This is a genomic window from Chondromyces crocatus (genome assembly GCF_001189295.1).
Classification (GTDB): domain Bacteria; phylum Myxococcota_A; class Polyangia; order Polyangiales; family Polyangiaceae; genus Chondromyces; species Chondromyces crocatus.
Window position 1 is genome coordinate 2,265,675 of sequence record NZ_CP012159.1, and the last position, 24,622, is coordinate 2,290,296.

The 24,622-nt window shown below is 67.6% G+C and carries 17 protein-coding genes; 12 read left to right on the forward strand and 5 right to left on the reverse strand.

From position 1 onward, the window contains the following. Positions 1–57: 57 nt before the first annotated feature. On the reverse strand, positions 58–1,860 hold the full coding sequence (locus CMC5_RS08485) for a CotH kinase family protein (RefSeq protein WP_156338361.1): 1,803 nt from the start codon (positions 1,858–1,860) through the stop codon (positions 58–60). A 330-nt stretch (positions 1,861–2,190) separates the two neighbouring features. Between CMC5_RS08485 and CMC5_RS08490 the strand changes: the two genes are divergently transcribed. Further along, the gene (locus tag CMC5_RS08490) at positions 2,191–2,997 is read left to right on the forward strand and encodes a siderophore-interacting protein (protein WP_050429922.1); all 807 of its coding nucleotides are present in this window, start codon (positions 2,191–2,193) and stop codon (positions 2,995–2,997) included. An 81-nt stretch (positions 2,998–3,078) separates the two neighbouring features. Here CMC5_RS08490 and CMC5_RS08495 read toward each other — a convergent pair whose 3' ends face one another. Then, complete coding sequence (locus CMC5_RS08495) at positions 3,079–4,392, reverse strand: pectin acetylesterase-family hydrolase (RefSeq protein WP_050429923.1); 1,314 nt, start codon at positions 4,390–4,392, stop codon at positions 3,079–3,081. Positions 4,393–4,700: 308 nt separating this feature from the next. On the opposite strand from CMC5_RS08495, the gene CMC5_RS08500 reads away from it, so the two are divergent. The 8 genes from CMC5_RS08500 to CMC5_RS08535 are packed head-to-tail and all read left to right on the forward strand — an operon-like array spanning position 4,701 to position 17,327. Further along, positions 4,701–5,363 carry a hypothetical protein gene (locus tag CMC5_RS08500; protein ID WP_156338362.1) on the forward strand — a complete coding sequence of 221 codons (663 nt, stop codon included), beginning with the start codon at positions 4,701–4,703 and terminating at the stop codon, positions 5,361–5,363. A gap of 25 nt (positions 5,364–5,388) precedes the next feature. Continuing rightward, positions 5,389–6,045 carry a hypothetical protein gene (locus tag CMC5_RS08505; protein WP_050429925.1) on the forward strand — a complete coding sequence of 219 codons (657 nt, stop codon included), beginning with the start codon at positions 5,389–5,391 and terminating at the stop codon, positions 6,043–6,045. Positions 6,046–6,075: 30 nt separating this feature from the next. Next, a complete protein-coding gene (locus CMC5_RS08510) occupies positions 6,076–7,311 on the forward strand; it encodes a DmpA family aminopeptidase (protein WP_245678355.1) in 1,236 nt (411 codons plus the stop codon). Beyond that, a complete protein-coding gene (locus CMC5_RS08515) occupies positions 7,308–8,393 on the forward strand; it encodes a P1 family peptidase (protein ID WP_082362326.1) in 1,086 nt (361 codons plus the stop codon). The genes CMC5_RS08510 and CMC5_RS08515 overlap by 4 nt, the downstream gene beginning before the upstream one ends. Positions 8,394–8,442: 49 nt before the next feature. Continuing rightward, positions 8,443–10,617: a bi-domain-containing oxidoreductase gene (locus tag CMC5_RS08520; protein WP_050429927.1), complete on the forward strand. Its 2,175-nt coding sequence runs from the start codon at positions 8,443–8,445 to the stop codon at positions 10,615–10,617. Between the two features lie 7 nt (positions 10,618–10,624). Then, complete coding sequence (asnB, locus tag CMC5_RS08525; protein ID WP_156338364.1) at positions 10,625–14,899, forward strand: asparagine synthase (glutamine-hydrolyzing); 4,275 nt, start codon at positions 10,625–10,627, stop codon at positions 14,897–14,899. Beyond that, on the forward strand, positions 14,896–16,197 hold the full coding sequence (locus CMC5_RS08530) for a glycosyltransferase family 4 protein (protein ID WP_050429929.1): 1,302 nt from the start codon (positions 14,896–14,898) through the stop codon (positions 16,195–16,197). The genes asnB and CMC5_RS08530 overlap by 4 nt, the downstream gene beginning before the upstream one ends. Further along, a complete protein-coding gene (locus tag CMC5_RS08535; RefSeq protein ID WP_050429930.1) occupies positions 16,194–17,327 on the forward strand; it encodes a DegT/DnrJ/EryC1/StrS family aminotransferase in 1,134 nt (377 codons plus the stop codon). Before CMC5_RS08530 ends, CMC5_RS08535 begins: the two co-directional genes overlap by 4 nt. 15 nt (positions 17,328–17,342) lie before the next feature. Here CMC5_RS08535 and CMC5_RS08540 read toward each other — a convergent pair whose 3' ends face one another. Continuing rightward, positions 17,343–17,894, reverse strand: a complete 552-nt coding sequence (locus CMC5_RS08540) for a YqaA family protein (protein WP_050429931.1) — start codon at positions 17,892–17,894, stop codon at positions 17,343–17,345. Positions 17,895–18,092: 198 nt separating this feature from the next. Here CMC5_RS08540 and CMC5_RS08550 point away from each other — a divergent pair, with 198 nt between their 5' ends. Continuing rightward, positions 18,093–19,976 carry a hypothetical protein gene (locus CMC5_RS08550; protein ID WP_050429933.1) on the forward strand — a complete coding sequence of 628 codons (1,884 nt, stop codon included), beginning with the start codon at positions 18,093–18,095 and terminating at the stop codon, positions 19,974–19,976. A 4-nt stretch (positions 19,977–19,980) separates the two neighbouring features. Here CMC5_RS08550 and CMC5_RS08555 read toward each other — a convergent pair whose 3' ends face one another. Next, positions 19,981–21,690 carry a carbamoyltransferase family protein gene (locus CMC5_RS08555; RefSeq protein WP_050429934.1) on the reverse strand — a complete coding sequence of 570 codons (1,710 nt, stop codon included), beginning with the start codon at positions 21,688–21,690 and terminating at the stop codon, positions 19,981–19,983. A gap of 9 nt (positions 21,691–21,699) precedes the next feature. Continuing rightward, the gene (locus CMC5_RS08560) at positions 21,700–22,878 is read right to left on the reverse strand and encodes a glycosyltransferase (protein WP_050429935.1); all 1,179 of its coding nucleotides are present in this window, start codon (positions 22,876–22,878) and stop codon (positions 21,700–21,702) included. A gap of 123 nt (positions 22,879–23,001) precedes the next feature. On the opposite strand from CMC5_RS08560, the gene CMC5_RS08565 reads away from it, so the two are divergent. Further along, on the forward strand, positions 23,002–23,733 hold the full coding sequence (locus CMC5_RS08565) for a sugar transferase (RefSeq protein ID WP_063796510.1): 732 nt from the start codon (positions 23,002–23,004) through the stop codon (positions 23,731–23,733). A 3-nt stretch (positions 23,734–23,736) separates the two neighbouring features. Next, entirely contained in the window at positions 23,737–24,603 is an 867-nt protein-coding gene (locus tag CMC5_RS08570; protein ID WP_156338365.1) for a class I SAM-dependent methyltransferase, read from the forward strand. Positions 24,604–24,622 lie beyond the last annotated feature (19 nt).

The following is a 24,622-nucleotide window of genomic DNA, read 5'->3' on the forward strand; positions in this document are numbered from 1 at the left end:
CGTGACATCACCGCGAGGAGCGAGCGGCCCAGCCGCCCGCGCCTCGATGCCCGTGGCTCAGGGGAGCCTGCAGACGTAGCGACCGTCGGAGGTGCAGAAGAGGTCGTTCCACTGGCCTCCACCCGTCAGGTGGACGCAGTGCTCGTCGTCGGCGTAGTTGTTCGGCTCGCCCGAGGCCCAGTCGGTGTAGTCGAGCGGTGAGCCGTCGGTCCAGACGAAGGTCCCTTCCTGGGCCTGGTCGTGGAGGCCGATCCACCAGGTGCCCCCGCCGATGGTGTTGACGCGGGAGACGACGAGGTTGCGGGTCGCCTGGTCGTGCAAAGAGATCAGGTGTCCCCCCTGGGCGACGCAGTCGGCTTCGGCAGCGGCCCAAGTGCGCGGCTGGAAGCAGAAGGCAAGGGTGCCCCCGCCGGGAGCGGCCTCGGTGACGCACTGGGGGCAGGAGGGATCGTTGTCCCATACGCCATCGCAGTCGTCGTCACGGAGATTGCACTGCTCGGGAGCCCCCGGGTACACGCTGGGGTCATTGTCGTTGCAGTCCTCGCCGCAGCCGGAGAAGCCGTCCTGGTCTGCGTCGATGGCAGAGGGGTCGACGCAGACCAGCCGCTCCTGGACGCTGTCGGGGCGGTTCCTGAGGAAGTGGATGGTCGCGGCGATGCTGGAGGCGACGGCGTCGTCGCTGACCTCCTTGCGATGGTCGTCGAGCACGGCATCCCAGAGGAACGGTTCGAGCGCCGTCGCTTGCGCCACCAGGTCGAGCTCCGCGGCGCGCGCGATGACCTCCTCGTAGGTCTGGGCGAGCCGCTGGCGGCAGGGCGTGGACGCGACGCACATCTCCTGGATCCTGCCGTACGCGGCGAAGGGATCGAGGTGGTCGCTGAAGGTCTGATCGATGCCCCAGGGGATGAAGAGCCAGCGGTCGTCGGAGGGGCGGCGATAGATGAAGTAATTGTTCCGCCAGTTGGCGTAGCCATCCCAGTGGCCGATGTACAGCTCGGTGGCGGCGAACCGCAGGTATTCGTCGACGTCGATGTGAGGCGCGACGTCGGTGAGGAAGGTGTCCGGGTTGGTCATCCCGTCGAGGGCCTGGGCGAGCTCGGTGAGGTCGGCAAAGCCGATGTCGTCGCCGTTGTCCTGATCGAAGCTGCCCTCCAGCCCGACGAAGAGGTCGCTGCCGTATTCGCCTTCGTACAGGTTGCCCTTGTCGCTTCCGAACCAGGTGTTCAGGAAGCCGGGGTTGTCGGTGGACTCGACGGGGGCGTACAGGCCGAAGGGCTCGCCATTGACGTGGAGCGTCGCGTGGGCCGAGCGCGGGGCGGGGACGTCCATGGCGTGGAAGAGGGGGTAGCCCACGCGCTCGTGGATCATGCTCGGGTCCTGCACCATGTTGTTGATGGCGAGCTTCTCCAGGCCGAGGAACCGCTGCTTCTTGGTGAATTTGTCGAATTTGAGCAGGAATGCCGTCTTCTGGTCGAGGGAGCGGAAGGAGCCCGCTCTGCCCTTGATCCGGACGCCGATGTTCTGCAGCGCAATGGTCTCGCCGTCGAGTTCGACGGTGAGGTCGCCCTTCACGTATTCGTAGGGCGTCGCGGAGAGTTCGTCGAGGCTCTCCTGCGTCATGGTGATCTCGAAGCGCGGGATGCTCGTGCCCGCGAAGAGTGGCGCGGCAGGGTCCGCGAGCGGGCCCGAGCCGCCGGAGCCACCCGAGCCGCCGGGACCGGTCGGGTTGGTGTCGCCGCCGGCACCGCCTTCCCCGGCGTGGCCTGCGCCGCCGTCCGAAGGCGTGCCTTCGCCGCAGGCGGCGGGCAGGAGGGCGAAGGTGAGGAGGAAGGGCAAGGTTGCAAGGGGATGACACCGCATGACGAAGCGCAGGATACGCGCTTTTCGCAGATCGACGACAGGCGGTCTCGGCGGAACGCTGCTTCGGGGAATGCCCTGATCCGTCAATGCGATGCGCTGTCGATTCACGGATCGCGGTGACGTTGCTGCATTGGCGAGGCGTTCGTGCTGCTCGTCCGTCTGGCTGCGGTAGCCAACCGGGAGGCCGTAAAAGCAAGGCGTCCCTTGACAAGCGGCGCGTTGTTGAACATAACTTTCAACAGCGTTTGACGTGCTGCGCTGCGATCGCTCCCCACCGTGGAGGGCGGCGCGCGGCCGTCCTCATTTCGTCTCCGAGCGAGGAGCATTGCCATGTCCCTGTCCGAACGTGTGTTTCGGCGTGGTCCCTTTCCGGTCAAGTTTCGCCTTCTCGAGGTCCAGCGGGTCACGCGGATCACGCCGCGCATGGCGCGGGTGACGCTCGGCGGTGCGGAACTGGAAGGGTTCCAGAGCGATGGGGCCGACGATCACGTGAAGGTCGCACTTCCGGTCGATGGAGAACGCGAGATCGCGGTGCCGACCATCGGGCCAGGAGGGCTGGTCTTTCCCGAAGGGAAGCCGCGCCCGGTGCTGCGCGATTACACGCCCCGCCGTCACGACGCCGCAGCGGGAGAGCTCGACCTCGATTTCGTCATTCACGGAGACGGGCCCGCGACGAGCTGGGCGGCGCAGGCGAAGCCAGGGGACCGGATCGGTGTGGGAGGGCCGCGGGGGTCGCTGGTGGTGGCGAAGGATTTCGACTGGTACTTGCTCGCAGGCGACGAGACGGCGCTGCCCGCCATCGGGCGGCGGCTGGAGGAGCTGCCTGCGGGGAGCCGCGCCATCGTGTTCGTGGAGGTGGAGGATGAGGGCGAGGAGCAGCGCTTCGTGACCCAGGCCGACGTGCAGGTCACCTGGCTGCACCGCCGTGGGGCGGAGGCGGGGACGACGGAGCTGCTCGAGAAGGCCATCCGTGCGCTGTCATGGCCGTCTGGCGATGGCTTCGTGTGGGTGGCGGCAGAGAGCGGAACGGTGCGAACGATCCGCGACCACCTGCGCGACGAGCGCGGCGTGAACAAGGACTGGATGCGGGCGGTGGGGTACTGGAAGCGCGGCGTGTCCGATCATCACGACGGCTGACGCCTCCGCGGTCCCGCGACCTTGCAGCGGCCAGGAGGCTGCAAGGAAGCGGTGCTGCGGTCTCCGTGTGGCAGGAAGGGCTCAGCCGCCGAGTGCGGCGTTGATGAGCGGCCCGACGATGCCCATGCCGGGATCCTCGTTGTTGTACCAGTTCTCGGGCTCGTAGACGCGGACGACCTTGTTCTCGTTGAGGAAGCGGCGGAGGAAGGTGTCCATCGAGACCATCTCGCTGCGACACTTCCAGCTCTGGCCCCAGGGCAGCTCGAAGCTCTCCCAGAACGTCTTCTTCTCCATCCGCTCACACGCATGGCTGCCGATGAAGGTGATGATCGTGCTGCAATGGCTGGCGTTGATCTCGCGGTGATGCGGGATGAAGTAGCTGAAGTTGCTGTGCGCCTTGAGCTGGTTGACCAGCGAGTCCTGGTCCTGCTTCCAGCGCGTGAGCACCGCCTCCTGGTTGTTCGGCGTGTAGAAGCGCTCGTAGGAGAAGCGTGAGTAGTTGTAGTCGCGCGTGTAGGCGGTGTAGGCGAACTGGTCGTTCGGGTGGGCCTGGGCCACGGCCTTGTTGATGGTGCCCATGTCGTTCGGCGTGAAGCCGGAGGGGAGCCCCGTGAACACGGAGTCGAGCGCCCACGACTGACGGATCCTGTTGTGCAGCGGCTTCGAGTTGCTGCCCGTACCGGCGGCGGGGTAGATGGGGCCCGAGTCGTTCAGCGAATAGCCCTTCTGAGGGGCGATGATCTGGCGGACGAAGTGATAGCCAGCAGCCGTCGCCGTGCCGCCGGCGCTGAAGCCGGTGACGAGGAGCTTCTGCACGTTGGGGAACCGGGACTTGGCGTACTTGGCAGCGGCAATGGTGTTTTCGTAGCCGTTGTGGTGCCACCGGAGCGGCGGCTCCGCGCCCGTCGGGTCCGTGTACGTGGCGACGTTCTTGCCGACGTGCACGTCACCCGTGCAATACGGCAGGTAGACGATGTTCCAGTCCTTCGTGGGCAGGTCGGTGCGGCTACGCCCCGGGAGGCCAGGGTCGGCACCATTGACGAGGGGCGACACGTACTTCGCCGTGAATTGCTGCATGTAATCGTCACTGATTCCGTTCGGATTCGCGGCGCCCAGAAGGCCGGCGCGGCCGCTGCACGTGTCGTAGTCCCAGCAAGCGCCGCCTCCTTCGAGGAAGAACAGCACGTTCGGAGAGCTCGTGGTCCTGACGAAGAATTTGTACTGGGAGCCGTCGCCGCAGACGGCCCCAGGTGCTTCCACTTTCTGCCAGTTGTAGTTGTTGCCGCCGTCGACGATCGCGCCCAGTGCACCCTCGATGATCGCGGACGCGCCCGCGGTGCTCGACGCCGCCGTCATTGCCAGGAACCCGAGACCCATCAGGACATTACGCTGCATCAGCCATCCTCCGCTGTGTTGCTGGATGGCGAAATGCTAGCCGGTCGAGGTCGACGTTGTATAGGTTCGAGGCGCAAAAGATGGCTCCGCAAGCGGCGGCTTTTTGCGCTCTTCCTGCGCTGAACGATCGAATTCGAGGGTGACGATCGTTGCGAGCGAAACTGTGAACCGGAAGCGGTTCATCGATGCGTTGTAAAATGGTGACGCATGTGCTGTTGGCTGCGTCGCGTCATTGGTGCACGGCTTGTCAAAGCAGGGTGGGGCTCGGTATGGTGCGGCGGATGCGCTCAGAGGCCCGGAACGGCGGTATGAAATGGGGCATTTTGGTCGTCCTCGGTGCCGGTGTGGCGTTCCTGGTCCTCCGGGGTGGGGCGGAAAAGGACACTGCGCCAGGAGGGGAGGCGCGTCCCGCGGCGTCGCAGACGACAGCGCCTGCCAGGGAACGTGTTGCCGAGGAGCGGTCGCGCGGGCTGGCGGCTCCCTCCGAGCCGGTGGGTACTGCGACGGAGGGCGCGCCTGGCGCACCGCCTGCGGGGGAGATCACCACGGATGGAGAGTACCCGGTGGATCTCGCGGCGCTCCGCACACGGATGCCTGACAACCTCTACTGGCTGCTCGGCGCACCGACGGAAGACCCGGCGGTGCTCCAGCAGCGGAGCGAGGAGGAGGTGCGCTGGAACGAGATGCTCGGGAAGGTGCAGTCGGGCACGGCGTCGGACGAGGAGATCGACCAGTACTACGATCACAAGCGGCGCGTGTCGGAGGATTACCTCGCGTTCGCGAACGCCGTGCTCGAGGAGCACCGTTCGCGGCTGCCCGAGCGCGATGTGGGGATGTACGAGCTGAGTCAGAACCTGCACAAGGCTCGTCTCGCCGAGATTCCACGCCAGATCGAGGATGCGCGCGCGCGAAAGCAAGCGCAGGATGCGCGGCGCGAAGCCTGGCGCAAGGGTGGGGGCTCAGGAGACTGAGCCATCGAGCCGTGGAGGAGTGCGTATGCCGACGAGGAAATTCTCGCTGAAGTCCGGTGAAGCCAAGCGGGTGGAGGTCTCCTGGAAGGGGATCTGGAAGGACATCCGCGTGCGCTTCGATGGCCAGGAGATCGGCGGGTTCGAGAGCAAGAGCGCGCTCGACGAGGGCCGGGAGTTCCAGCTCCCCGACGGACTGGGGCATTTGCGGGTGCAGCTCGTCCGGAGCATGGGGAGCGTGGAGCTGCAGGTCCTTCGCAACGGGAGTCCGCTGCCCGGGTCGGACTCCGATCCGAACACGAAGCTCAAGACCGCGTGGGGCGTCATCCTGTTCGTGGGTGGGATGAGCATGCTGGCGGGGCTGGTCTCGACCATCGGTCAGGTCGAGGCGATGCAGCGGCTCGGGCTCGGGATCGAGACCGTGGTCCTGGGCGTCCTGTTCCTGGGTCTCGGTCTGTGGGTGCGGGCGCGCCGGTCGAAGATCGCGCTCGGGATTGCGTTTGCCTTGCTCGCGCTGGATGGCGTGTTCTCGATCGTGACGTCGCTCGAAACGGGGGGTGGGGTCGGGGGTGGGATCGTCCTCCGGCTGTTCATCCTTCTGGGGATCTTCAAGGGGTTCTCCGCGATCTCGCAGCTCGAGGCCGAAGGTGGAGAGCGCGAGGGGGTCGCGGCACTGTCCGATTGACGAGGGCCGCGGCTTCGACGACGAGGGGGTGTGGTTCGGCGAGGTGGAGGAGGGACGAGGCTATCCCGTCGTGAGCTGCTGACAGGGGCCGCGGCTGCCGCGGCTTCGCTGCCGTTGCTCGGGGGGTGCGGGGCCACGCCTCGGATCGCGCCGGCTGCGCCGTTCGCGGGTCGGCGTCGTCTGCGGGAGCTGGGGATCGTCATCGGTGAGCTGCCGACGGGGCGCTGGAACGCCATCACCGATGTGCCGGGGGTCCGCGTGGGGCACGTGACGCGCATCGAGGGGGCTGGGCCGCTCGTTCCAGGAAAAGGCCCGATCCGGACGGGGGTGACGGCCATCCTGCCCACCGAGGATGTGGTCCGAGAGCCCGTCGCTGCGGCTCGGTTCACGCTGAACGGCAATGGCGAGCTGACGGGTCTCGGGGTCGTCGACCGGAGCGGCACGCTGGAGGTGCCCATTCTCCTGACGGACACCTCGAACGTCGGCCGCGTGATGAACGGGGCCCTCTCGTGGCTGCTCGAGACCTACCCGGAGATCGGGGACAGCGTGCCCGTGCCGACGCCTGTGGTGGGAGAGACGTGGGCGGCGTTCCTGCATGACGCGGAGGGGCGCCATCTGTCGGACGAGCATGTGATGGCCGCGCTCCGTGGTGCGGCCAGCGGTCCGGTGCCGGAGGGGGCGGTCGGGGGCGGGACCGGGATGATGGCGTACGGCTTCAAGGGCGGGATCGGCACGGCCTCGCGGCGTCTCTCGGAGGAGGAAGGCGGCTACACGATCGGCGTCCTGGTCCAGGCCAACCACGGGCGCCGCGGGCAGCTGCGTGTGCAGGGGGTGCCCGTGGGGCAGGAGATCCGTGATCTGCCTCCCCACGAGGGGCGCAAGTCGAAGTCGATCCTCATCGTGGGGGCGACGGATGCGCCGATGCTCCCCGTTCAGCTCGGGCGACTCTGCAAGCGCATGGCGCTGGGGCTGGGGCGCACGGGCGCGGTCTCCATGCATGGCTCGGGCGACCTGTTGCTCTTCTTCTCGAATGGCATGAAGGGGCGACGGGAGGCGGCGACGAGCGCGGTGCAGGTCTGGAACGATGAGCAGTTCGATCGATGCATCCAGGCTTCCGTGGAGGCGACGGAGGAGGCCGTGCTCAATGCGCTCTGCATGGCGGAAACGATGACCGGCGTGGATGGGAACACGGCGCATGCTCTGCCGCTCGAGAGGCTGCCGGCCCTCTTCGACGCGCACGGGCGAGCGCTCGACGCGACGCGATGACGGAGCGGACACGGATGGAGCGCAGGAGCGAAGGGTCGATCACCGATGTGGCCGGTGTCCTGGTGGGTCACGTGACGCTGGACGAGGGCGACGTGCAGACCGGCGTGACGGCGATCCTGCCGTATCCCTCCTCGGTGCGGCATCGGAAGCTGTTCGTCGGCGACGCGGCGACGGGGGAGGGGATCAGTCAGACCGGGATCCAGGTGGGCGAGGACTTCGGGGTGCTCTCTTCGCCGATCGTGCTCTGCAACGCGACGACGGTGGGGATCGCGTATGACGCGCTGATCAGCCGTGGGCACCAGCGCGACACCGAGCTGCCGGTGGACGATGCGTGGCCTCCGGTGGTGATCGGGCTGGATGACGGCTACCTGAATGATCAGCGGAAGCGTCGGATCGCGCATGATGATGTGTTGCGCGCCGTGGAGCAGGCGACGGATCAGGCGGTGCCCTGGGGGAGCGTGGGCATCGGCCGGGGGCTGTGCGCGCTGGGGGGGAAGGGCGGTGTGGGAGGGGCGTCGCGGCGGGTCGAGGTGCCGGGAGGGGGGCTCACGGTGGGAGGGCTCTGTGCCGCGAACGGGGGGCGTCTCCAGGAGAGCCCAGGGGAGGCGGGGGCCGAGGGGGCGGCTCGCGGAGGAGCTGGCCAAGGAGGAGCTGACACTGCTGCGCGCTCGCTCACACCAGGGTTCGTGCTGGTGATGGCCACGGATGCGCCGCTGCTCCCCGAGCAGCTTCGCCTGGTGGCCGAGGCCGCCTTGCAGGCGCTGGCCAGGGTGGTGCCTGCGAGCGGTCTGGAGTCGCGACGCGTCCTGGCGTTCTCGACGGCGAATGCGATCGACGGGTCGCTACGGAAGGGTTCTCCCTCGGTCTACCCGGCCAGGAGGCTGGGCGATGAGGCGCTCGGGCGACTCCTCGGTGCGACCGGTGATGTCGCCAGGCAAGCCCTCGGTCGTGCCCTCGTCGAGGCGACGGCCGTGACGGGGAGGCGAGGTCGAACGTTGGCTCCGCTGGACGCGAAGATCCTCACCGGGCTGGTGGGTGGGACCGTGCCCGGGGGGCTCACGCCGCGGCCGCTGGTGGAGTAGAAGGCTTCTGCGCTGCTCCGGTGGCTTCGCCCCGCGGCGCAGGAGCTCCATGAAGCAGGTCGTTCAAGAAGTCCGCAGCGGTCGGACCACCGTCCGTGAGATCCCGGCGCCCATCGCCGGTCCTGGGCAGGTCGTCGTCGGCACGGTGGCCTCGTTGCTCAGCGCCGGTACCGAGCGGTACGTGGTCGAGCTTGCGCGGAAGAGCTTGATCGGGAAGGCCCGACAGCGCCCCGACCAGGTGCGTCGGGTGCTGGAGAAGGTGCGGCAGGAGGGGCTGATCACCACGTTCCACCAGGTGATGGCGAAGCTCGATGAGCCGATGGCCCTCGGGTACTCCGCGGCCGGGGTGGTGCTCGAGCTGGGCCGGGGTGTGCAGGGGATGAAGCCAGGAGACCGGGTCGCGGTGGCCGGGCCTCACGCGGGGGTGATCGCGGCGGGCGTGAACCTGTGCGCCCGCATCCCGGACGAGGTGAGCTTCGAGCAAGCGGCGTACACCTCCGTGGGGGCGATCGCGCTGGAGGGCGTGCGCCTCGCGGGGCTGGGGCTCGGTGAGCGGGTGCTGGTGATCGGGCTGGGGCTGATCGGGCAGATCACCGTGTGCCTGCTCAAGGCGCAGGGGTGCCGGGTGATCGGCACGGACCTCGACCCCGAGAAGCTCGCGCTGGCGAAGACGCTGGGCGCTGACGAGGTGATCGCGGGGAACCCTTCGGCCGAGCAGGTGCGCGTGTTCTCTGGCGGTCACGGGGTGGACGCGGTGATCATCACGGCGGCCACCGCGAGCAACGCGCCGATCGAGCTCGCAGCGGCGGCGTCACGGGTCCGAGGCCGGATCGTGCTGGTGGGTGTGGTCGGGCTCGAGATTCCGCGTCAGCCCTTCTTCGAGAAGGAACTCACCTTCACGGTCTCCTCGTCGCTCGGGCCAGGGCGGTTCGATGCTGCGTACTCGGACAAGGGGATCGACTACCCGGTGGGGCACGTGCGCTGGACGATGCAGCGCAACATGGAGGCGGTGCTGGACACCATCGCCCAGGGGAAGTTGCCCGTGGAGCAGCTGACCACGCACCGCTTCCCCATCGAGCGCGCCCCCGAGGCCTACGAACTCATCACGGGCGCGACGAAGGCTCCCTTCCTGGGCGTGATCCTGGAGCATCCGCCGGCGCCTGCGCGGCTGGTGCGGCGGGTGGAGCTTCGCGCGGCGCCCCCCGCATCGAGTGGTGAGGTGGGTCTGAGCCTGATCGGCGCAGGGAACTACGCTCGGCTCATCCTGATGCCGATGCTGGAGCGTCAGCGAGGGGTACGCTTCCGAGGCTTGTGTACGGCGAAGGGGTTGAGCGCCGAGCACAGCGGGCGGGTGAAGGGGTACGACTTCGCGGCGACCGAGGTCCAAGAGATCTGGGATGATCCCCACACCCACGCGGTCCTGATCGCCACGAGGCACGACCTGCATGCCGAGCTGGTCACCGCGGCGCTGAGGGCCGGCAAGCATGTCTTCGTGGAGAAGCCGCTCTGCATCCGGCTGGAAGAGCTGGAGGCGATCGCCCGCTGCGTGGACGAGCTGGGAGAGCGCTGCCCGGTGTTGATGGTGGGGTACAACCGGAGGTTCGCGCCGGCGACCGCGAGGCTCCGCGAGATCTTCGCCGGGGTGAGCCCGCTGAGCATCAGCTACCGCTTCTCGGTGCCGCCCATCCCCCCGGATCACTGGGTGCAGGACGAGGACGTCGGCGGCGGGAGGATCGTCGGGGAGGCGACCCATGCGATCGATACCTGCGTCGCGATCACGGGCAGCACGCCGGCGAGGGTGTACGCAGAGTCGGTCGGCAAGGTCGGCGGGATCGAGACCACCGACGATCGGGTGTTCATCACCCTGCGCCACCACGATGGCAGCGTCTCGTCGGTGTCGTACCAGAGCGGTGGTGATCGCGCCCTTCCGCCGGAGCGGATCGAGATCTTCGGCGGCGGGAAGGTGGCGATCCTCGATGGGTGGGACGCGCTGGAGATCTGGTCGAAGGGCGAGGTGCAGCGAGAGCGCATGGGCAAGGACAAGGGACAGAAAGACGAGCTGGATGCTTTCTTTCGAGCGTGCCGTGGTGGCACGCCACCCATCCCCTGGGACCATGTGGTGGGCGTAACGGAGGCTTCCTTGCTCGCGGTGCGGAGCTTGCGAGAGGGCGTTCCCGAGGTCTGCAGTGCGCCCGGGGAACTCCCTGCGGTCGCGCCTCCGTGAGGGCAGCATGTGCGGGATCACGGGTATCTTCCATTACGGCGCCCAGGACAGGCACGTCGATCGTCGGCTTCTGGAGCGGATGACGAGACGGATCGCTCACCGGGGACCGGACGGTGAAGCGATTCATATCGATGGGCCCCTGGGGCTCGGGCATCGCCGGCTGGCGATCGTCGATCTCTCTCCCACGGGCGCCCAGCCGATGGCGAGCGAGGACGGTACGCTGTGGATCACCTACAACGGCGAGTTTTACGATCACACGCGGTTCCGCACCGCGCTCGCCGCGCGCAGGCCGTTCAGGGGGAGCAGCGATACGGAGACCCTCTTGCGCCTCTTCGCGGAGCAGGGGGCGGCATGCTTCGGACAGATCGCGGCCATCTTCGGGCTGGCCATCTGGGATGCGCGGCGGCGCGTGCTCACGCTCGCGCGTGATCCGCTCGGCGTGAAGCAGGTTTACTACCACGACGACGGCACACGAATCGTCTTCGCGAGCGAGATCAAGGCGCTCCTCGCCTGCCCCGGGGTGCCGCGGGCGCTCGACGAGGAAGGGCTGAACCAGTACCTGCATTTCCACACGCCCTTGTTCGAGCGCACGATGTTCCGCGGGATCCGGCAGCTTCGCCCGGGGGAGGTGCTCGAAGTCACGGCGCGGGGGATCTCGCGGCGAACCACCTTTCAGCTGGAGCATTTCGAGCACGAGGACCTCCCTCCCGAGCAGGTGGTGGCTTCCCTTCGTGAGAAGCTGTCCGAGGTGGTCGCGGATCAGCTGATGGCCGATGTACCCATCGGCGCGTTCTTCAGCGGGGGTATCGATTCCAGCGCAGTCGCGGCGTTTGCGATACGAGCCGGCGTGCGTCCGCCCTGCTTCGGTGTGCATTTCGCAGGGCAAGGGGTGATCGACGAGCGCCCCTATCAGGAAGCCGCGGCGCGTGCCCTGGGTCTGGAGCTGCATCTCTTGACGCTGACGGGGGAGAGCTTCCCGGAGGACCTGTCGCGCTGCCTCTACCACCAGGATCAGCCGGTCATCGGGCCGGCGATGCTGCCGATGTTCCACATCAACCAGCTGGCCGCGCGCCATGTGAAGGTGTGCCTGGGCGGGCAGGGGGGCGACGAGGTGTTCGGTGGCTATGCTCGCTATGCGCTGGCCGATCCGATGCGGGTGGTGCGCCGATGGGCCGGCGGGATGTTCGGCTCGGGTGGCGCGAAGGAGGGGAGAGCGTCGAGATCTTCGGGGGAGTCGCCTGCGCTCCAAGGGCGGTCGAGCGTCGGCAGCAACCTGCTGCGGCAGCTCGCCGATGGGCGCATTCTTCGGCGCCTCGCGCGGGTGGCCGTACACGCTGGCGACTGGCGTGCGCTGTACTTCGAGGCGTTTGCCAAGATCCCGGAGCGGACGTGGATAGGCCTGCTCGGTGGGCGCGAGCTGGTGTCTCGCGAGGCGTGCCGTGCGCTGTTCTTCGAGGAAGTGGAGCGCTCTCCGGCGCGCGAGCCACTCGACAAGGTGCTGCACTGGGATGTGCGCACCTACCTTCCCGGCCTGTTCCACCAGGATGACCGGATGAGCATGGCCCATGGGCTGGAGTCGCGGGTCCCGCTCGCCGATCCACGGCTGGTGCGCCATGCGGCCCGGATTCATCCGGACCTGCGCATCCGGGAGGGGGCCACGAAATGGGTGCTTCGTCGCGCGGTGGCCGATGTGCTGCCGCCGAACATTCTGGGACGCCGGAAGGTCGGGTTCGACACGCCGGTGGAGGCCTGGATGCGAGGCAAGCATGCCGGGTTCGTGCGCGAGCTGTTGCTGGGAAGCCGGGCGCGTCAGCGGGGGCTCTGGAACCAGCGGGGGCTCGCTGCGCTGCTGGATGCGCCGGAGCAGGAGAACTGGATCGACGTGGTCTGGAAGGCCGTGGCGCTGGAGGCCTGGGCTCAGCTCTTCCTGGATTCGTCGGGCCGTGGTGACGACGATCTCGCGATGTCATGCCAGGGCCATGTTCGGGGTTCGCTCGACGTTGGACCTGACGCCGTGCCCGCGGCAGCATCGCTCCCCGAAGCGGAGTACGAGGAGCAAGCCGTCCTTGCAGAGCAGCAAGAAGCGACCTTCACGGAGCCTCCTCCCCTGACAGAGCGTGTGGCGGAGCGAGCGCGTGATGCGATCCAGGAGGTGCGCGAGCTGGGCTCGGATGGGTTCGCCTTTCGGGTTCGCTGGGAGCTGGGGCTTCGCAGCGGCCTCGTCGCGCTGGAGGAGCGGAATCCCCCGCCTCCGCTCGGCCTCGTGCCGAACGTTGCCGAGCTGATTCGACCCGTTCCGTTTGCTCACGGCGAAGAGGTCGCCTCGGTGCTGCGCGAGCGCATCCCCAGAGAGCGATTGGCCCACCTCCGACGTGTGGCGCAGGAGGCGACGCGTGGACGAATTCTTTGCTTCAGCCGGTGGGTTGGCGATTACACGTCGAGTGAGGGTCGGATCGATTGGCAGAAGAATCCCCTCAATGGTCGACGCTGGGACGACGCCGTACACTGGTCGAAGGCCCTGGCGGACGAGGGGAGAGTCGGCGACGTCAAGCTGACCTGGGAGATCGCGCGATTTCCTCACGCCTATCATTTCGGACGCGCGGGGGCTTTCTTCCCGGATGACCGAGCCCACCTCGCCGCCTCTCTCGCTCTGCAGATTGAATCCTTTCTGAGCTGCAATCCGTACGGTCGCGGAATTCACTGGGCGTCGGGCCAGGAGATCGCTTTTCGATGCATGGCCTGGCTCTTCGGGCTCTCGACGCTCGGAGGGGACCCCTCGTTCGTCGCGATCACGCCAGCCCTCAGCCGCGCGCTGCACGAGGCCCTGGTGCATCTGGGACGCCACCTCGATTACGCGCGCCGCGCCGTCTACAACAATCATCTGATCTCGGAAGCCTTTGGGTTGTTGCTCCTCTCGTCGGTGCTGCCGAGCGCGCCGGAGTCACCGGCGCTGGGAGCGCTGGGAAGGAGCCTGCTCGATCAGCAGGCCGACGTGCAGGTCTACGAGGACGGCGGTTACATTCAGCAATCGCATACGTATCACCGCGTCGCGATGCAGACCTTCCTCTGGGCATCGGCCCTCCTCCGTCGGCAAGGGCAGGAGCCGCCGCAGACGTGGATGCGCGCGATGGAGCGGTCGCTCGACTTTCTTCATGCCCAGCAAGCTCCCGCCGGATGGCTACCCAATTTCGGATCCAATGACGGCGCTTTGCCGGCACCGCTCTCCGTCTGCGATTACGCCGATTTTCGCCCCGTGCTCCAGGCATTGAGCGTCGTCACGCGCGGAGAGCGGCTGTACGCGCCAGGGCCCTGGGACGAGCCTGCCGCCTGGTTCGCTGGAACGCGCGCCTTGCTCGATGCGCCCCTCGTGCCCCGCACGCGCACGTCGGTCTCCTTCGCGGTGACTGGCTATCATGTGCTGCGCGGCGTCGAGGAGGGGAGCTTCTGCGTCCTCCGATGCGGGACGCTGCGCCATCGGTTCTCGCAGATCGACATGCTCAGCCTCGACGTCGGGTGGCGAGGTCAGAACGTGGTCGTGGATCCCGGCAGCTACCTGTACAACGGGCCATCGCGGTGGCACGAGCACTTCGTGGGGACGGCCGCTCACAGCACGGTGATGGTCGATGACCGGGATCAGATGCTGCTGTACCGCCGCTTCAAGAACCTCTATCCCGCGCAGGCCAGGCGGCTGACCTTTCTCGAGCAGCCGCGTCATGCGCTCGTCGCTGGAGAGCACGTCGGCGATGTCCGTCACACGGGCGGCTGCGTGCATCGTCGTTCCGTGCTGCAGGTGGAGAGCGACCTGTGGATCGTGGTCGATCACGTCATGGGGGAGGGGATTCACAAGGCCCGGATCCACTGGCTGGGAGGGGACTATCCGTACGACCACGAGCCGGAGGCAGGGGTGCTGACGTTGAATACGCCGGCAGGGCCCTTCTGCATCGCGGTCTTCGACGGCGCCGGCAATCCTGGGGTGGGAGACGTGGCGTGCGGCCAGGAGGCGCCTCCGCGTGGGTGGCTCTCGAGGTATTACGCGGAGAAGGTGCCCGTCCCCTCCCTCACCGTCGTGCAACAGGGGGCAGCTCCGTTGACGTTCGTCAGCGTCCTCTCTGCCGGTCACGCCGAGCTGACGAATGCGGATGGGCAGATTCGTGTGGCCTGCCGTCCGCGGGGAATGAACGCACCCCCGCTCGACGTGTCATTCCGGGTCACGGAGGGGCGCATTCACGATGTGGTCCACGGCGCGGCGGCATCAGGGACAGGGGCGAGGAAGGTCTCATGAAGATCGTCGTCTTTCATCAGTACTATCTGGCCCCCGGAGAGCCAGGAGGTTCCCGGTACAACGAGCTGGCGCGTCTCTGGAGTGAGGGAGGGCACGACGTCACGGTGGTCGCCGGCACGCTGAACTACACGACCGGGGAGATCCCCGAGGCCTACCGCGGCCGATGGATCTTCGAGACGCGAGACGCCCGTGTGCGCGTGCTCCGCTGCTATGTGCCGCCGACCTATCGGGACAGCTACCTCGGCCGGATGTGGGCCTTCTTCGGCTTCACCGTGTCTGCATGCACGGCCGCGATGCGTGTCGCCGATGCGGACGTCGTCATCGGCACGTCGCCACCGCTGACCATCATCATCCCGGCCTGGCTGCTCTCCCGGCGAAAGGCAGCTCCGCTGGTGTTCGAGATCCGTGATCTCTGGCCGGAGAGCGCGATCACCACGGGCGTGCTCCGGGAAGGCTCCATGCTGGCCCGGGCGCTCTATGGCCTGGAGCGCTGGGGCTGTCGCGTTGCGGACAAGGTGAACGTCCTGACGCCCGCTTTCCGAGAGAGCTTGGTTCAGCGCGGTCTGGCTCCCGAAGACAAGATCGTCTTCGTGCCCAACGGGGCGGACGCGGAGCGCTTCACCCCAGGGCCACGAGACAACGAGGTGCGTCGCCGCCATGGCTGGGGTGATCGGTTCGTGGTGATGTATGCAGGCGCGCACGGGCGAGCGAATGCGATCGGCCAGCTCCTCGATGCGGCGGAGCGCTTGCGAGACAGGCCCGACATTCTCCTCGTGACCGTGGGCGACGGCGCCGAGCGGGCGCGGCTCGATGCGCTGGCGCGCTCTCGGGGGCTGACGAACGTGATGCTCTGCGGGCCTCAGCCCAAGGACGACATGCCCGATTTCGTGCGTGCGTGCGACGTCGGTGCCGCCGTCCTTCAGAACAATCCAACGTTCCGCACCGTGTATCCCAACAAGGTCTTCGACTACATGGCCTGCGAGCGGCCGACCCTTCTGGCGATCGACGGCGTGGCGCGCAAGCTGGTCTGCGACGAGGCCCGGGCAGGGGTGTTCGCGACCCCGGAGGATCCCGACGTGCTCGCCAGGGTGATTCGACAGCTGGCCGATGACCCCGCAGGCGCCGCGGAAATGGGTCGGCGCGGGCGTGCCTGGGTGCTGGCGAATGCCACCCGGCAAGCGCTCGCGAAGCGCTATCTGGACATTCTGTCGGCGCTCGTCAGCGAGCGTCGTGGAGGGACCGTCGCGCCTCTCAGGCATTCTGCGTCGGTGGGGGAAAGCGCGGAGGCGCTCTCGTGAAGAAGCGAATCTACCTGTCCGTGCCACACATGGGAGGCGACGAGGAGTCCTTCGTTCGCGCCGCATTCGCCTCGAACTGGCTCTCGACGGTGGGACCCGAGCTCGACGCCTTCGAAGGGGAGTTCGCAGCGCGTATCGGCCGTCCCTGCGTGGCCCTGTCGAGTGGAACGGCGGCGCTCCATCTCGGCCTCCGGCTGCTCGGCGTGGGCCCGGGAGACGAGGTCGTCAGCCCGACGTTGACCTTCGTGGCGAGCGTGAACCCTGTCGTTTACCTGGGCGCTCGGCCGGTGTTCGTCGATGCCGATCGGGAGAGCTGGAACATGGATCCTCAGCGCCTCGCGGATGTGCTGGCTGCGAAAGCCGCGAGCGGGAGGCTGCCCAGGGCGGTGATGGTCGTTCATCTCTACGGCCAGACGGCGGACATGGACGCGATCGTGGCGTGCTGTCAGCGCTACGGGGTTCCCGTCATCGAGGACGCCGCCGAGGCCGTGGGAGCTTCCTACAAAGGGCGGCCCGCGGGAACGCTGGCCCCCGTCAGTGCCTTCTCCTTCAATGGCAACAAGATCATCACCACCACGAGTGGTGGAATGCTTGCCGCCTCGGATCCAGCCTGGGTCGAGAAGGCGCGCTTCTGGTCGCAGCAAGCGCGTGATCCCGGGATTGCCTATCACCACACGGAGATGGGCTACAACTATCGCCTCAGCAATGTGCTGGCCGGCATCGGCCGGGGTCAGCTCCGGGTGCTCGATGAGCGGGTCCGTCGGCGCAGAGAGATTGCTTTTCTGTACCGCGACGCCTTCGCCGATCTGTCAGGCATCGAGCTGATGCCGCAGGCTCCTCATGGACTCCACACCAACTGGCTCAGCGCTTTCCTCATCGACCCAGCCCGCTTCGGGGCCGATCGGGATCAGATCATCGAGGCGCTCGCCGGCGAGAACATCGAGTCGCGACCGGTGTGGAAGCCGATGCACCTGCAGCCGCTGTACAAGGATGCGGAGTGCGTTGGCGGAGAGGTGGCGGAAGACCTGTTCTCTCGTGGGATCTGCCTGCCCAGCTCCTCCAACCTTCAGGAAGACGAGCTCGCGCGGATCATCCACGTGGTTCGTTCGGTCGCGCGCCCTCGACCCTGACGGCGTGGGGAGAGATCAGGCGCCTTGTGCCCATCCCAGCCGGATGAGCGCATAGAACAGGATCAGCCGCGGCACCCGGAACAGCAGGAGCACGGTGAAGAGCTTCGGTGGGATGCGGTAGAGCCCGGAGAGGTAGCAGAGCACCGAGAAGGGGATCGGGGTCAGGCTGCCAACGGCGATCGCCCAGTAGCCGTAGCGCTCGAACAACCGGTCGATCTTTGGCCTGAAGAGATCGATCCGTCGGCAGATGAACTCGACCCGCGCGATGCGCCCTGCGAGATGGTAGCCCGTTTGCCCGGCGAGCAGGGACGCGACACAGATGGCCGCCATCGCTCCCACCTGAGAGCTGCCCGCGGTGATGGCGGTCAGCATGTAGAACTGGGGTGGAATCGGGAAGGAAAAGGCGTCGGCGATGAACGTCCCGACGAACATCCCGGCGATGCCGAAATGCTTCACGAACGCACCCCCCAGGGCATTCAGCTCGTCGCGCAAGAGGTACCCGACCGCTGCCACGGCTCCTGCGAGGACGACGAGACTGAGGACGAGCTGGAGGATGGCGCGCAACAAGTCCTGCCGTCTGGACGTGCGCTTCGTCTCGACGGGAGCTGCAGGAGCGACTGGCGTGGACTCGGGCGGGGACGACATCATGGGCGGCGAGAGCTGTACCTCTGTGGCGAGGATCCTGGCGCAGAAGGATCGTCGGGTCCACCGGAAGGCTCTGGGTCCCTTGCCAGTGGCGCCTCGGGAAGGTGAGGATCTCCTGCGATGAAGCGTGCCGGTGCTCTGACGCTCCTCCTCGTTGCCGCCTGCGCGGGTGCCCCACGCCCGACAGAGCCCCCTTCGGGGCTGGCAGAGCCACCGTTGCGTCCACTCGTCGCGCCGCGAGATGAGGCGGCAGCGGAGGACTTCGAGGACCTGGCGCCTCCGGGGCTTCCGGATGGGCTGGTCGCGACATTGCGCGTCCAGAATCCCCTGCGCACCTGGGGGGACGTGATGATGTCGCTCGGAAGCACGCGGCTCGGAGCGGTTCTCACCACGGTGGGCCAGCTCGGCCCGGAGTATCTGGCTGAGTTGGCGCTGGGGCCAGCGCTCGCCAACGTGGTCGATCTCGAGAAGCCCATCGATGTGGCGATCCTCGGTACCACCCTGGACGAGCTAGTGTTCTCGCTGTCGGTGGCAGAGCGCGATGTGCCGCGCATCCACGACCGGTTCATCCTGCGCCGAGAGCGAGGCATGATGCGGGTAGCAGGCGTGCGCGCCGTCAGGTCGGCGAGCGAGAGACTTCCCGTTGCTTGTGCGCTCGACCTGGCCACGCCTGGGGGAGGGGCTCACCTGGTTTGCTCCTCGAAGGAGAAGGCGCTCGTGGCGGCTCCCTACCTGACCCAGGTGGTGGCTGGCGAGCCGGTGGATGCGGATGTACGTCTCGAGTTCCCGTTCCCTCGGGAAGCGCTGGCCTTGGCTGCAAAGCAGAACGGCGTGCGCCCGGGCACGCCGCGAGGTGAAGGCGGCTCGGACGTGGGAGGCATGGTGAGTTCGCTCTTCGAGGGGTTTGCCGCCGATGTCGCCGGGGCGAGCATCGATCTGAGGCGCGCCGGCCAGGACATCGAGGTCGGCCTCGGGCTCCGCTTCTCGGGACGGCAATCTCCGCTGGCGCTCGCGCTGGTCACGGCCGCCGGAACGGAGCTCTCGCCGCCGCCGTCGTTCTTCCGCCTGCCGCGCGATGTGGGCGTCGCGTTTCACAGCCAGGGAGCTTCCTCCGAGGCGCTGACGCTCCTCCGAGAATGGGTTCCGAGACTGCTGTTCACCGGGAGCGACGAGCGCGACGAGATGAGTGAAGAGGGCCTGGTCGGTCGGCTTGGCACCTTGCTCCTCTCGGGGGGGCCGTTCGTTTTGGGCGCGGGTGTCGACCGCCCTGCCGTGGAGCAAGCGCTGACGACATATGGCCAGCAGAAGCCGTCACAGAGGAGCGGAGAGGCGGCACGGCGCGCCCTGGCAGGCTGGGCGCTCGTCGGCATCGAGCACCCCCCGGAATCGTGGGTGGCGCAGCTTCAGAAGGCCATCCAGCTCGGTCGTGAGGGAGGGGGCGTCGGTCAGAATCCTGCCAAGCCCGCGAAGGGGGTTGGGCGGAGAGAGCCGTCGGTCGTCGTGGTCGGTCGCCCTGTGGTGGCGCTGCCCGCTGGGACCGTGCACATCGAGGTGCGGACGACTCCGCTCACGAAGGCCGGGCCGGCCACGCGCACGAGCCACGTTTACGCGGTACCTGACGGCCAGCGGCTCTGGCTCGGAGCAGGAGAGGACAGCGCCACCGTCATCCGTCGGTTGAAGGCGGTGCTGACATCGGAACGTGATGGGGCGTCTCTTGGCGGAGAGCCCGGGCTGGAGACGCTGCGGGGTCCGGGCGCCACGATGGGAGGGGTGCTGTCGCTGGGCGGCGTGACGGGCCTCCTCGCGAGCGGGGATTCCCCCGAGGAGCTGGAGAAGGCCATGCAGAGCATCGCCGCCCTCAGGGGCTTGCCTGCGCGCGGGGAGACGCTGATCCCCTGGACGGTCACCTCCGAGGTCCACCCCGGAGGCGCTGCACGCTGGGGGTTGCGCCTGCGGCTGTCCCCCGGTGCCCTGGGCGACATGATTGCGCGCCTGACGCAGTGAACGCCTACTTGGCGATGCGAACATTCCCCAGATAGAGGACATCCAGGGCGCACGTGTAGAAGGTCCTGATGGCATCTTCGGGGGCGCACACGATCGGCTCACCGTTGAGGTTGAAGCTCGTGTTGAGCACGATGGGGACCCCGGTGCGTTGCTCGAAGGCGCTGATCAGCGCGTGAAAGCGTGGTGAGACATCATGCTCGACCGTCTGCAGGCGTCCGGAGCCGTCGGCGTGCGTCACGGCTGGCACGTGCGCGCGTCGCTCGGGCCTGAACATCAGCACCCTTTCCATGAAAGGAACGCGCGTTTCCGGCGAACACTCGAACCAGTCCGCAACCCGCTCGGCGAGGATCGCCGGAGCAAAAGGCCGGAAGCTTTCCCGGAATTTCACCGCGGCGTTCACCACTGCCTTGCCATCCTCACGGCGGGGGTCGAGCAAGATGGACCGGTTGCCGAGCGCGCGCTGGCCGAACTCCATGGCACCCTGGAACCAGCCCAGGATCCGGCCATTCGCGAGATCCTCGGCGGCGCGGGTGGAGGGGTCAGAGACCACCTCGACGTTGGGAAGGCGATAGCGCCGAGCCGCCTCGAGGCAAGCTTCATCGCTGAATGACGGCCCCCAGTAGCTGTGACGCACCACCTCCCGTGGCGCGGATGCGTTCGCGGTGCGTTGCGCATGCAGAAACAGCGCTGCGCCGATCGAGGTGCCCGAGTCGTCCGGGCAGCTCGACAGGAAGCACTCCTTGAAGGGGGTCACCTGGGTGATCTTCCCGTTGAAGACGCTGTTCATGAAGCACCCTCCCGACACGGCCAGGCGGTCGAGCCCCGTACGTCGATGCAGGATGGTGGCGATGCTCGTCATCGTCTCCTCGAACACGCACTGCATCGCTGCGGCGAGCTTGTAGTCGCGCTGCGTGAGCGGCGCGTTTCGCGCACGAGGTGCTCCGAAGCGCTGCACGAAGCGCTCGGAGTACATCCGTCGCTCGAAGAAGTTGTAGAACGCGAAGTATTCCAGGGCGAGCTCGAACGAGCCGTCCTCGTTCACCTGGATCAGTCGTCGCAAGGGCTCGATCAGCTCGTTGTCCTCTTCAGCGAACGCCGCGAGCGCCATGACCTTCCACTCGTCGGAGTCGGGCGTGAACCCGAGGAACTGAGTGATCGTCCCGTAGAACAAACCGAGGGAGTGGGGGAAGTTCACCTCGCAGAGGGTCTCGAACGACGCGCCCCGCGCCACGCCGAGCAAGCTGGTTTGCTTCTCGGCACGACCATCCATCACCAGGACGGCGGTCTCCTCGTGTGGGCACACCATCAGCGCGTTGCCGAGGTGGGCGTGATAGTGGTTGAGGTAGGTGATGGGTGGGCAATCTCGCGCCCCGCCCTGCACGGTGAAGGCTTCTTCGGCCTTCGTCCCGAGCAGCTGCATGAAGCGAGCGGGGACCTGGCTCAGGTGCTCGGTCCGCCAGCGGCGTGCGTTGAGATAGCCGGAGGGGATCGTTTCCATGTCGATGGCTGGGTTCCATGCCACCGCGATCTCGTCGATGTCGGTCAGCTTCAGCCCGCTCATCTCCAGGCAACGCTGGATCGCGAGCCTCGGGAAGACGCGGCTCTGTTTCTGCCGATCGAGGCGCTCCTCGGGAATGGCGGCAGTCACGCGCCCGTCCACCACGACCGCGGCCGAGCAGATGAGAACATCGTGGCAGATGCCCAGGATCTTCATGGTCGCAACCTACTCTCCAGCGCCCTGAGAGCGCGGCTCCTCTCCGAGCGTCATGGTGTTCATTCCGGGCGCGCCCTCGCGGTCCTGCTCGCCCAGAAGCAGCTCGAGCAATCGCGCCACGCCCACCGTTCGGTCGAACCTCGCGCGCGCTCGTGCGAGGCCTCGCTGACCCATCGCCGCGGCCTCTTCGGGGTGGTGCCGCAACCGATCCATCGCCTCCACGAGGCTCCCGACGTCGCGGGTAGGAATCAGCAGGCCCGTCTCTTCGGGGAGCACCACGTCCGGGATGGCCCCCACAGGGGTGGCGATCACGGGCAGGGCGCAGGCCATGGCTTCCAGGACCACGTTGGGGAACCCATCGACGTGGGTCGGCAAAACAAGGGCATCAGCCCGTGCGAGTTCGTCCGCGCGCCTGTCGCCTTTGACCCACCCCAGCAGCTCGATCGACCTCGGCAGCCTGCCCTCCGCAGCCTGCTCTCTCAGCGTCTCTCCGAGGGCTCCGTCTCCTGCGATGGCCAGCTGAAACTGGGGGCCGGATCGCGCTTCGAGCGTCTCGACCGCGGCGCAGAGTTCACGCAATCCCTTGGCCTCGATGGCCCACCCGAGGAAAAGAAAGCGGAAGGGGCGCTCTGGAGGCGCTGGTCGTCGCGCCGATGCGATCGGCTGCCAGATGCGCGTGTCGACGGTGTTGTGCCAGATGTGGAGCCGTTCTCTCGGAACACCGGCTCTCGCGTAGACCTCACGCCAGCCTTCCGACTGGACGAGCAGGCCGTCGAGCTTGTGTCCGACGTGGGTGACCCAGCGCCGTGCCCTGGCGCTCCGCTCGAGCCACGCCTCCGCGCGTCCCGAGCGGGGGCTCAGCCAGGTGCGGGCGCCCGCCGCGCGTGCGAGGAGCAGCAGCGCTGATTTCTCGTAGAAGCTCGTGCCCTCACTGCAGAACGCAATCGCCACCTGAGGGCGGCGGTGCGCGATGCTCCGGAGCACGGCAGCTCCGCGGCCAGCACCGCTCGTGACGCGCTCCCGAAGGTCGGGCCGAGGAAACGCGCGCATGGTGGTATCGACGATGTCGACATCGAACACCGCATGCACCTCGGGCCCGAGGACTGCACGGGTCGCCGAGAGCACGCCGCCCGCCTGGGCGAAGGCCCCGTCAGGATCCGGGACGATCGCGAGGAGGCGCGGCTTCATCGTCGGAGGGAGGTGCGTAGCACGGGCCGAGGTCGTGGGGTAGGCGCCCGGTGTCCAGGACAGCAGACGGGCGGAGCTGGTTGCGGGTTTGTGCGAAGCGATGCCGTGCTTTACCGTCTCGTGATGAAGCGCGAGAAGCCATCGGAGGATCAGGGGGCGCGGTGGGTGAAGCGCGCTCTCGACGTGTCGGTGGCTGGACTCGCGCTGGCCGGGACACTCCCCCTGATGGCCGTCACAGCGGCGCTGATCGCCCTGGAGGACGGTCGGCCCGTGCTGTTCGTGCAGCGGCGCGTCGGGCGAGGTGGCCGGCTCTTCGACATGCTCAAGTTCCGCACCATGCGGGAGAACTCCCTCACCATCCAGCAAACAGGGCAGGTGCGCGGAGATCACCCGCTGGTCACGCGGGTCGGCAGGGTGATCCGCCGCTACAAGCTCGACGAGCTTCCGCAACTCGTGAACGTGCTGCGTGGCGACATGAGCCTCGTGGGGCCACGACCGACTTATCCCGAGCACGCAGCGACGTTCACGTCCCTCCAGCAGCGACGGCTGGAGGTCCTGCCAGGATGCACCGGGTGGGCCCAGGTGAACGGCGGGACGCTGTACACGTGGGACGAGCGCATCTTGATGGACGTCTGGTACGTGGATCACTGGTCCCTGGGACTCGATCTGCGCATCCTGCTTCGAACGGTCGGGGTGATCCTCGGGGGTGAACGGGAGGGCGGAGAGGTGCTCCAGCGAGCCCGCGATCATGCGACCCATCTCGAGAGGGAGCGCTCGGAAGTTCGCGTGAACGGCTCGCCCGCCCACGTGAATGGCACGTCGGTTCGCATGAACGGCGTGCCTGTCCGAGGGTGACTCGTGCTCGTGCGGACGCTGCATCGAGGCCTCGCCAGAGTTCACCGGGCCACACTGCGCGTGGAGCGGCTGCTCGCAGAGGTCGCTGTGGCCCTGTGCCCGCCAGGCTTCGAGCGCGTGGCCATCGACGAGCACTACGATGGCGCGTCGAGCTACCTGTCGGCGCAGACGCTGGCTGCCGGGCTCTACCCGTTCGAGCGACGAGCCCTGGCGGACTGGTTTCCGGCGCCCCCAGCACGGCTATTTCTGCCTGGCGCCGGGGGAGGCCGCGAGCTCCTGGCGCTCCTCGAGCACGGCTACGAGGTGGATGCGCTGGAGCCCGCGCCTCGCCTCGCGGAGGCCGCGCGTCAGAGGGTGGCCGCTCGAGCGCTGGGAGCGCGGGGCGCTGTACGCAACGAGGACCTGGAGTCCTGGGCTGCCAGGAAACGCGCGGGGTACGATGGGATCTTCACGGGGTGGGGGGTCTGGAGCCACCTGCTTCGACGGGACGATCGGCTCGCCGTTCTTCGCAGGTTCCGCGAGGCCAGCCCGGGAGGACCTGTGCTCCTCAGCTTCTGGCGCCGCGAGCCGGTGTTCGACCCGGAGGAGCGAGGCGCGTCTGCGACGGGCGAGGGCACCAGTTCCTCGTCGGGGCGCCTCCTGTCCCTGACCCGTCATGTGTTGCGCGGCCGGATCTTGAGGCTACCCCCGGTCGAGGCGGGGACGATCTGGCGGGCGGGGCTCTATGTTCATTGCGTGAGTGAGGCCGAGCTTGCGGAGGAAGCTGGTCTCTCAGGGTATCGATTGGTTCATTACGAGCGCGACGGGTCGCGCTATCCGAATGCCGTCCTCGTCCCTCGGGGCGTCTCGGAACCTCCGGCCGCTGGCTGACCCGCGCTTGGAGCCGGGA

What these genes read in the sequence shown, in the direction of transcription:
- CMC5_RS08520 (WP_050429927.1), top strand. Translation starts at nt 8,443, where the DNA reads ATGAAGCAGGTCGTTCAAGAAGTCCGCAGCGGTCGGACCACCGTCCGT.
- CMC5_RS08490 (WP_050429922.1), top strand. Translation starts at nt 2,191, where the DNA reads ATGTCCCTGTCCGAACGTGTGTTTCGGCGTGGTCCCTTTCCGGTCAAG.
- CMC5_RS08485 (WP_156338361.1), bottom strand. Translation starts at nt 1,860, where the DNA reads ATGCGGTGTCATCCCCTTGCAACCTTGCCCTTCCTCCTCACCTTCGCC.
- CMC5_RS08550 (WP_050429933.1), top strand. Translation starts at nt 18,093, where the DNA reads ATGAAGCGTGCCGGTGCTCTGACGCTCCTCCTCGTTGCCGCCTGCGCG.
- CMC5_RS08515 (WP_082362326.1), top strand. Translation starts at nt 7,308, where the DNA reads ATGACGGAGCGGACACGGATGGAGCGCAGGAGCGAAGGGTCGATCACC.
- CMC5_RS08495 (WP_050429923.1), bottom strand. Translation starts at nt 4,392, where the DNA reads ATGCAGCGTAATGTCCTGATGGGTCTCGGGTTCCTGGCAATGACGGCG.
- CMC5_RS08565 (WP_063796510.1), top strand. Translation starts at nt 23,002, where the DNA reads ATGAAGCGCGAGAAGCCATCGGAGGATCAGGGGGCGCGGTGGGTGAAG.
- asnB (WP_156338364.1), top strand. Translation starts at nt 10,625, where the DNA reads ATGTGCGGGATCACGGGTATCTTCCATTACGGCGCCCAGGACAGGCAC.
- CMC5_RS08555 (WP_050429934.1), bottom strand. Translation starts at nt 21,690, where the DNA reads ATGAAGATCCTGGGCATCTGCCACGATGTTCTCATCTGCTCGGCCGCG.
- CMC5_RS08560 (WP_050429935.1), bottom strand. Translation starts at nt 22,878, where the DNA reads ATGAAGCCGCGCCTCCTCGCGATCGTCCCGGATCCTGACGGGGCCTTC.
- CMC5_RS08505 (WP_050429925.1), top strand. Translation starts at nt 5,389, where the DNA reads ATGCCGACGAGGAAATTCTCGCTGAAGTCCGGTGAAGCCAAGCGGGTG.
- CMC5_RS08500 (WP_156338362.1), top strand. Translation starts at nt 4,701, where the DNA reads ATGAAATGGGGCATTTTGGTCGTCCTCGGTGCCGGTGTGGCGTTCCTG.
- CMC5_RS08530 (WP_050429929.1), top strand. Translation starts at nt 14,896, where the DNA reads ATGAAGATCGTCGTCTTTCATCAGTACTATCTGGCCCCCGGAGAGCCA.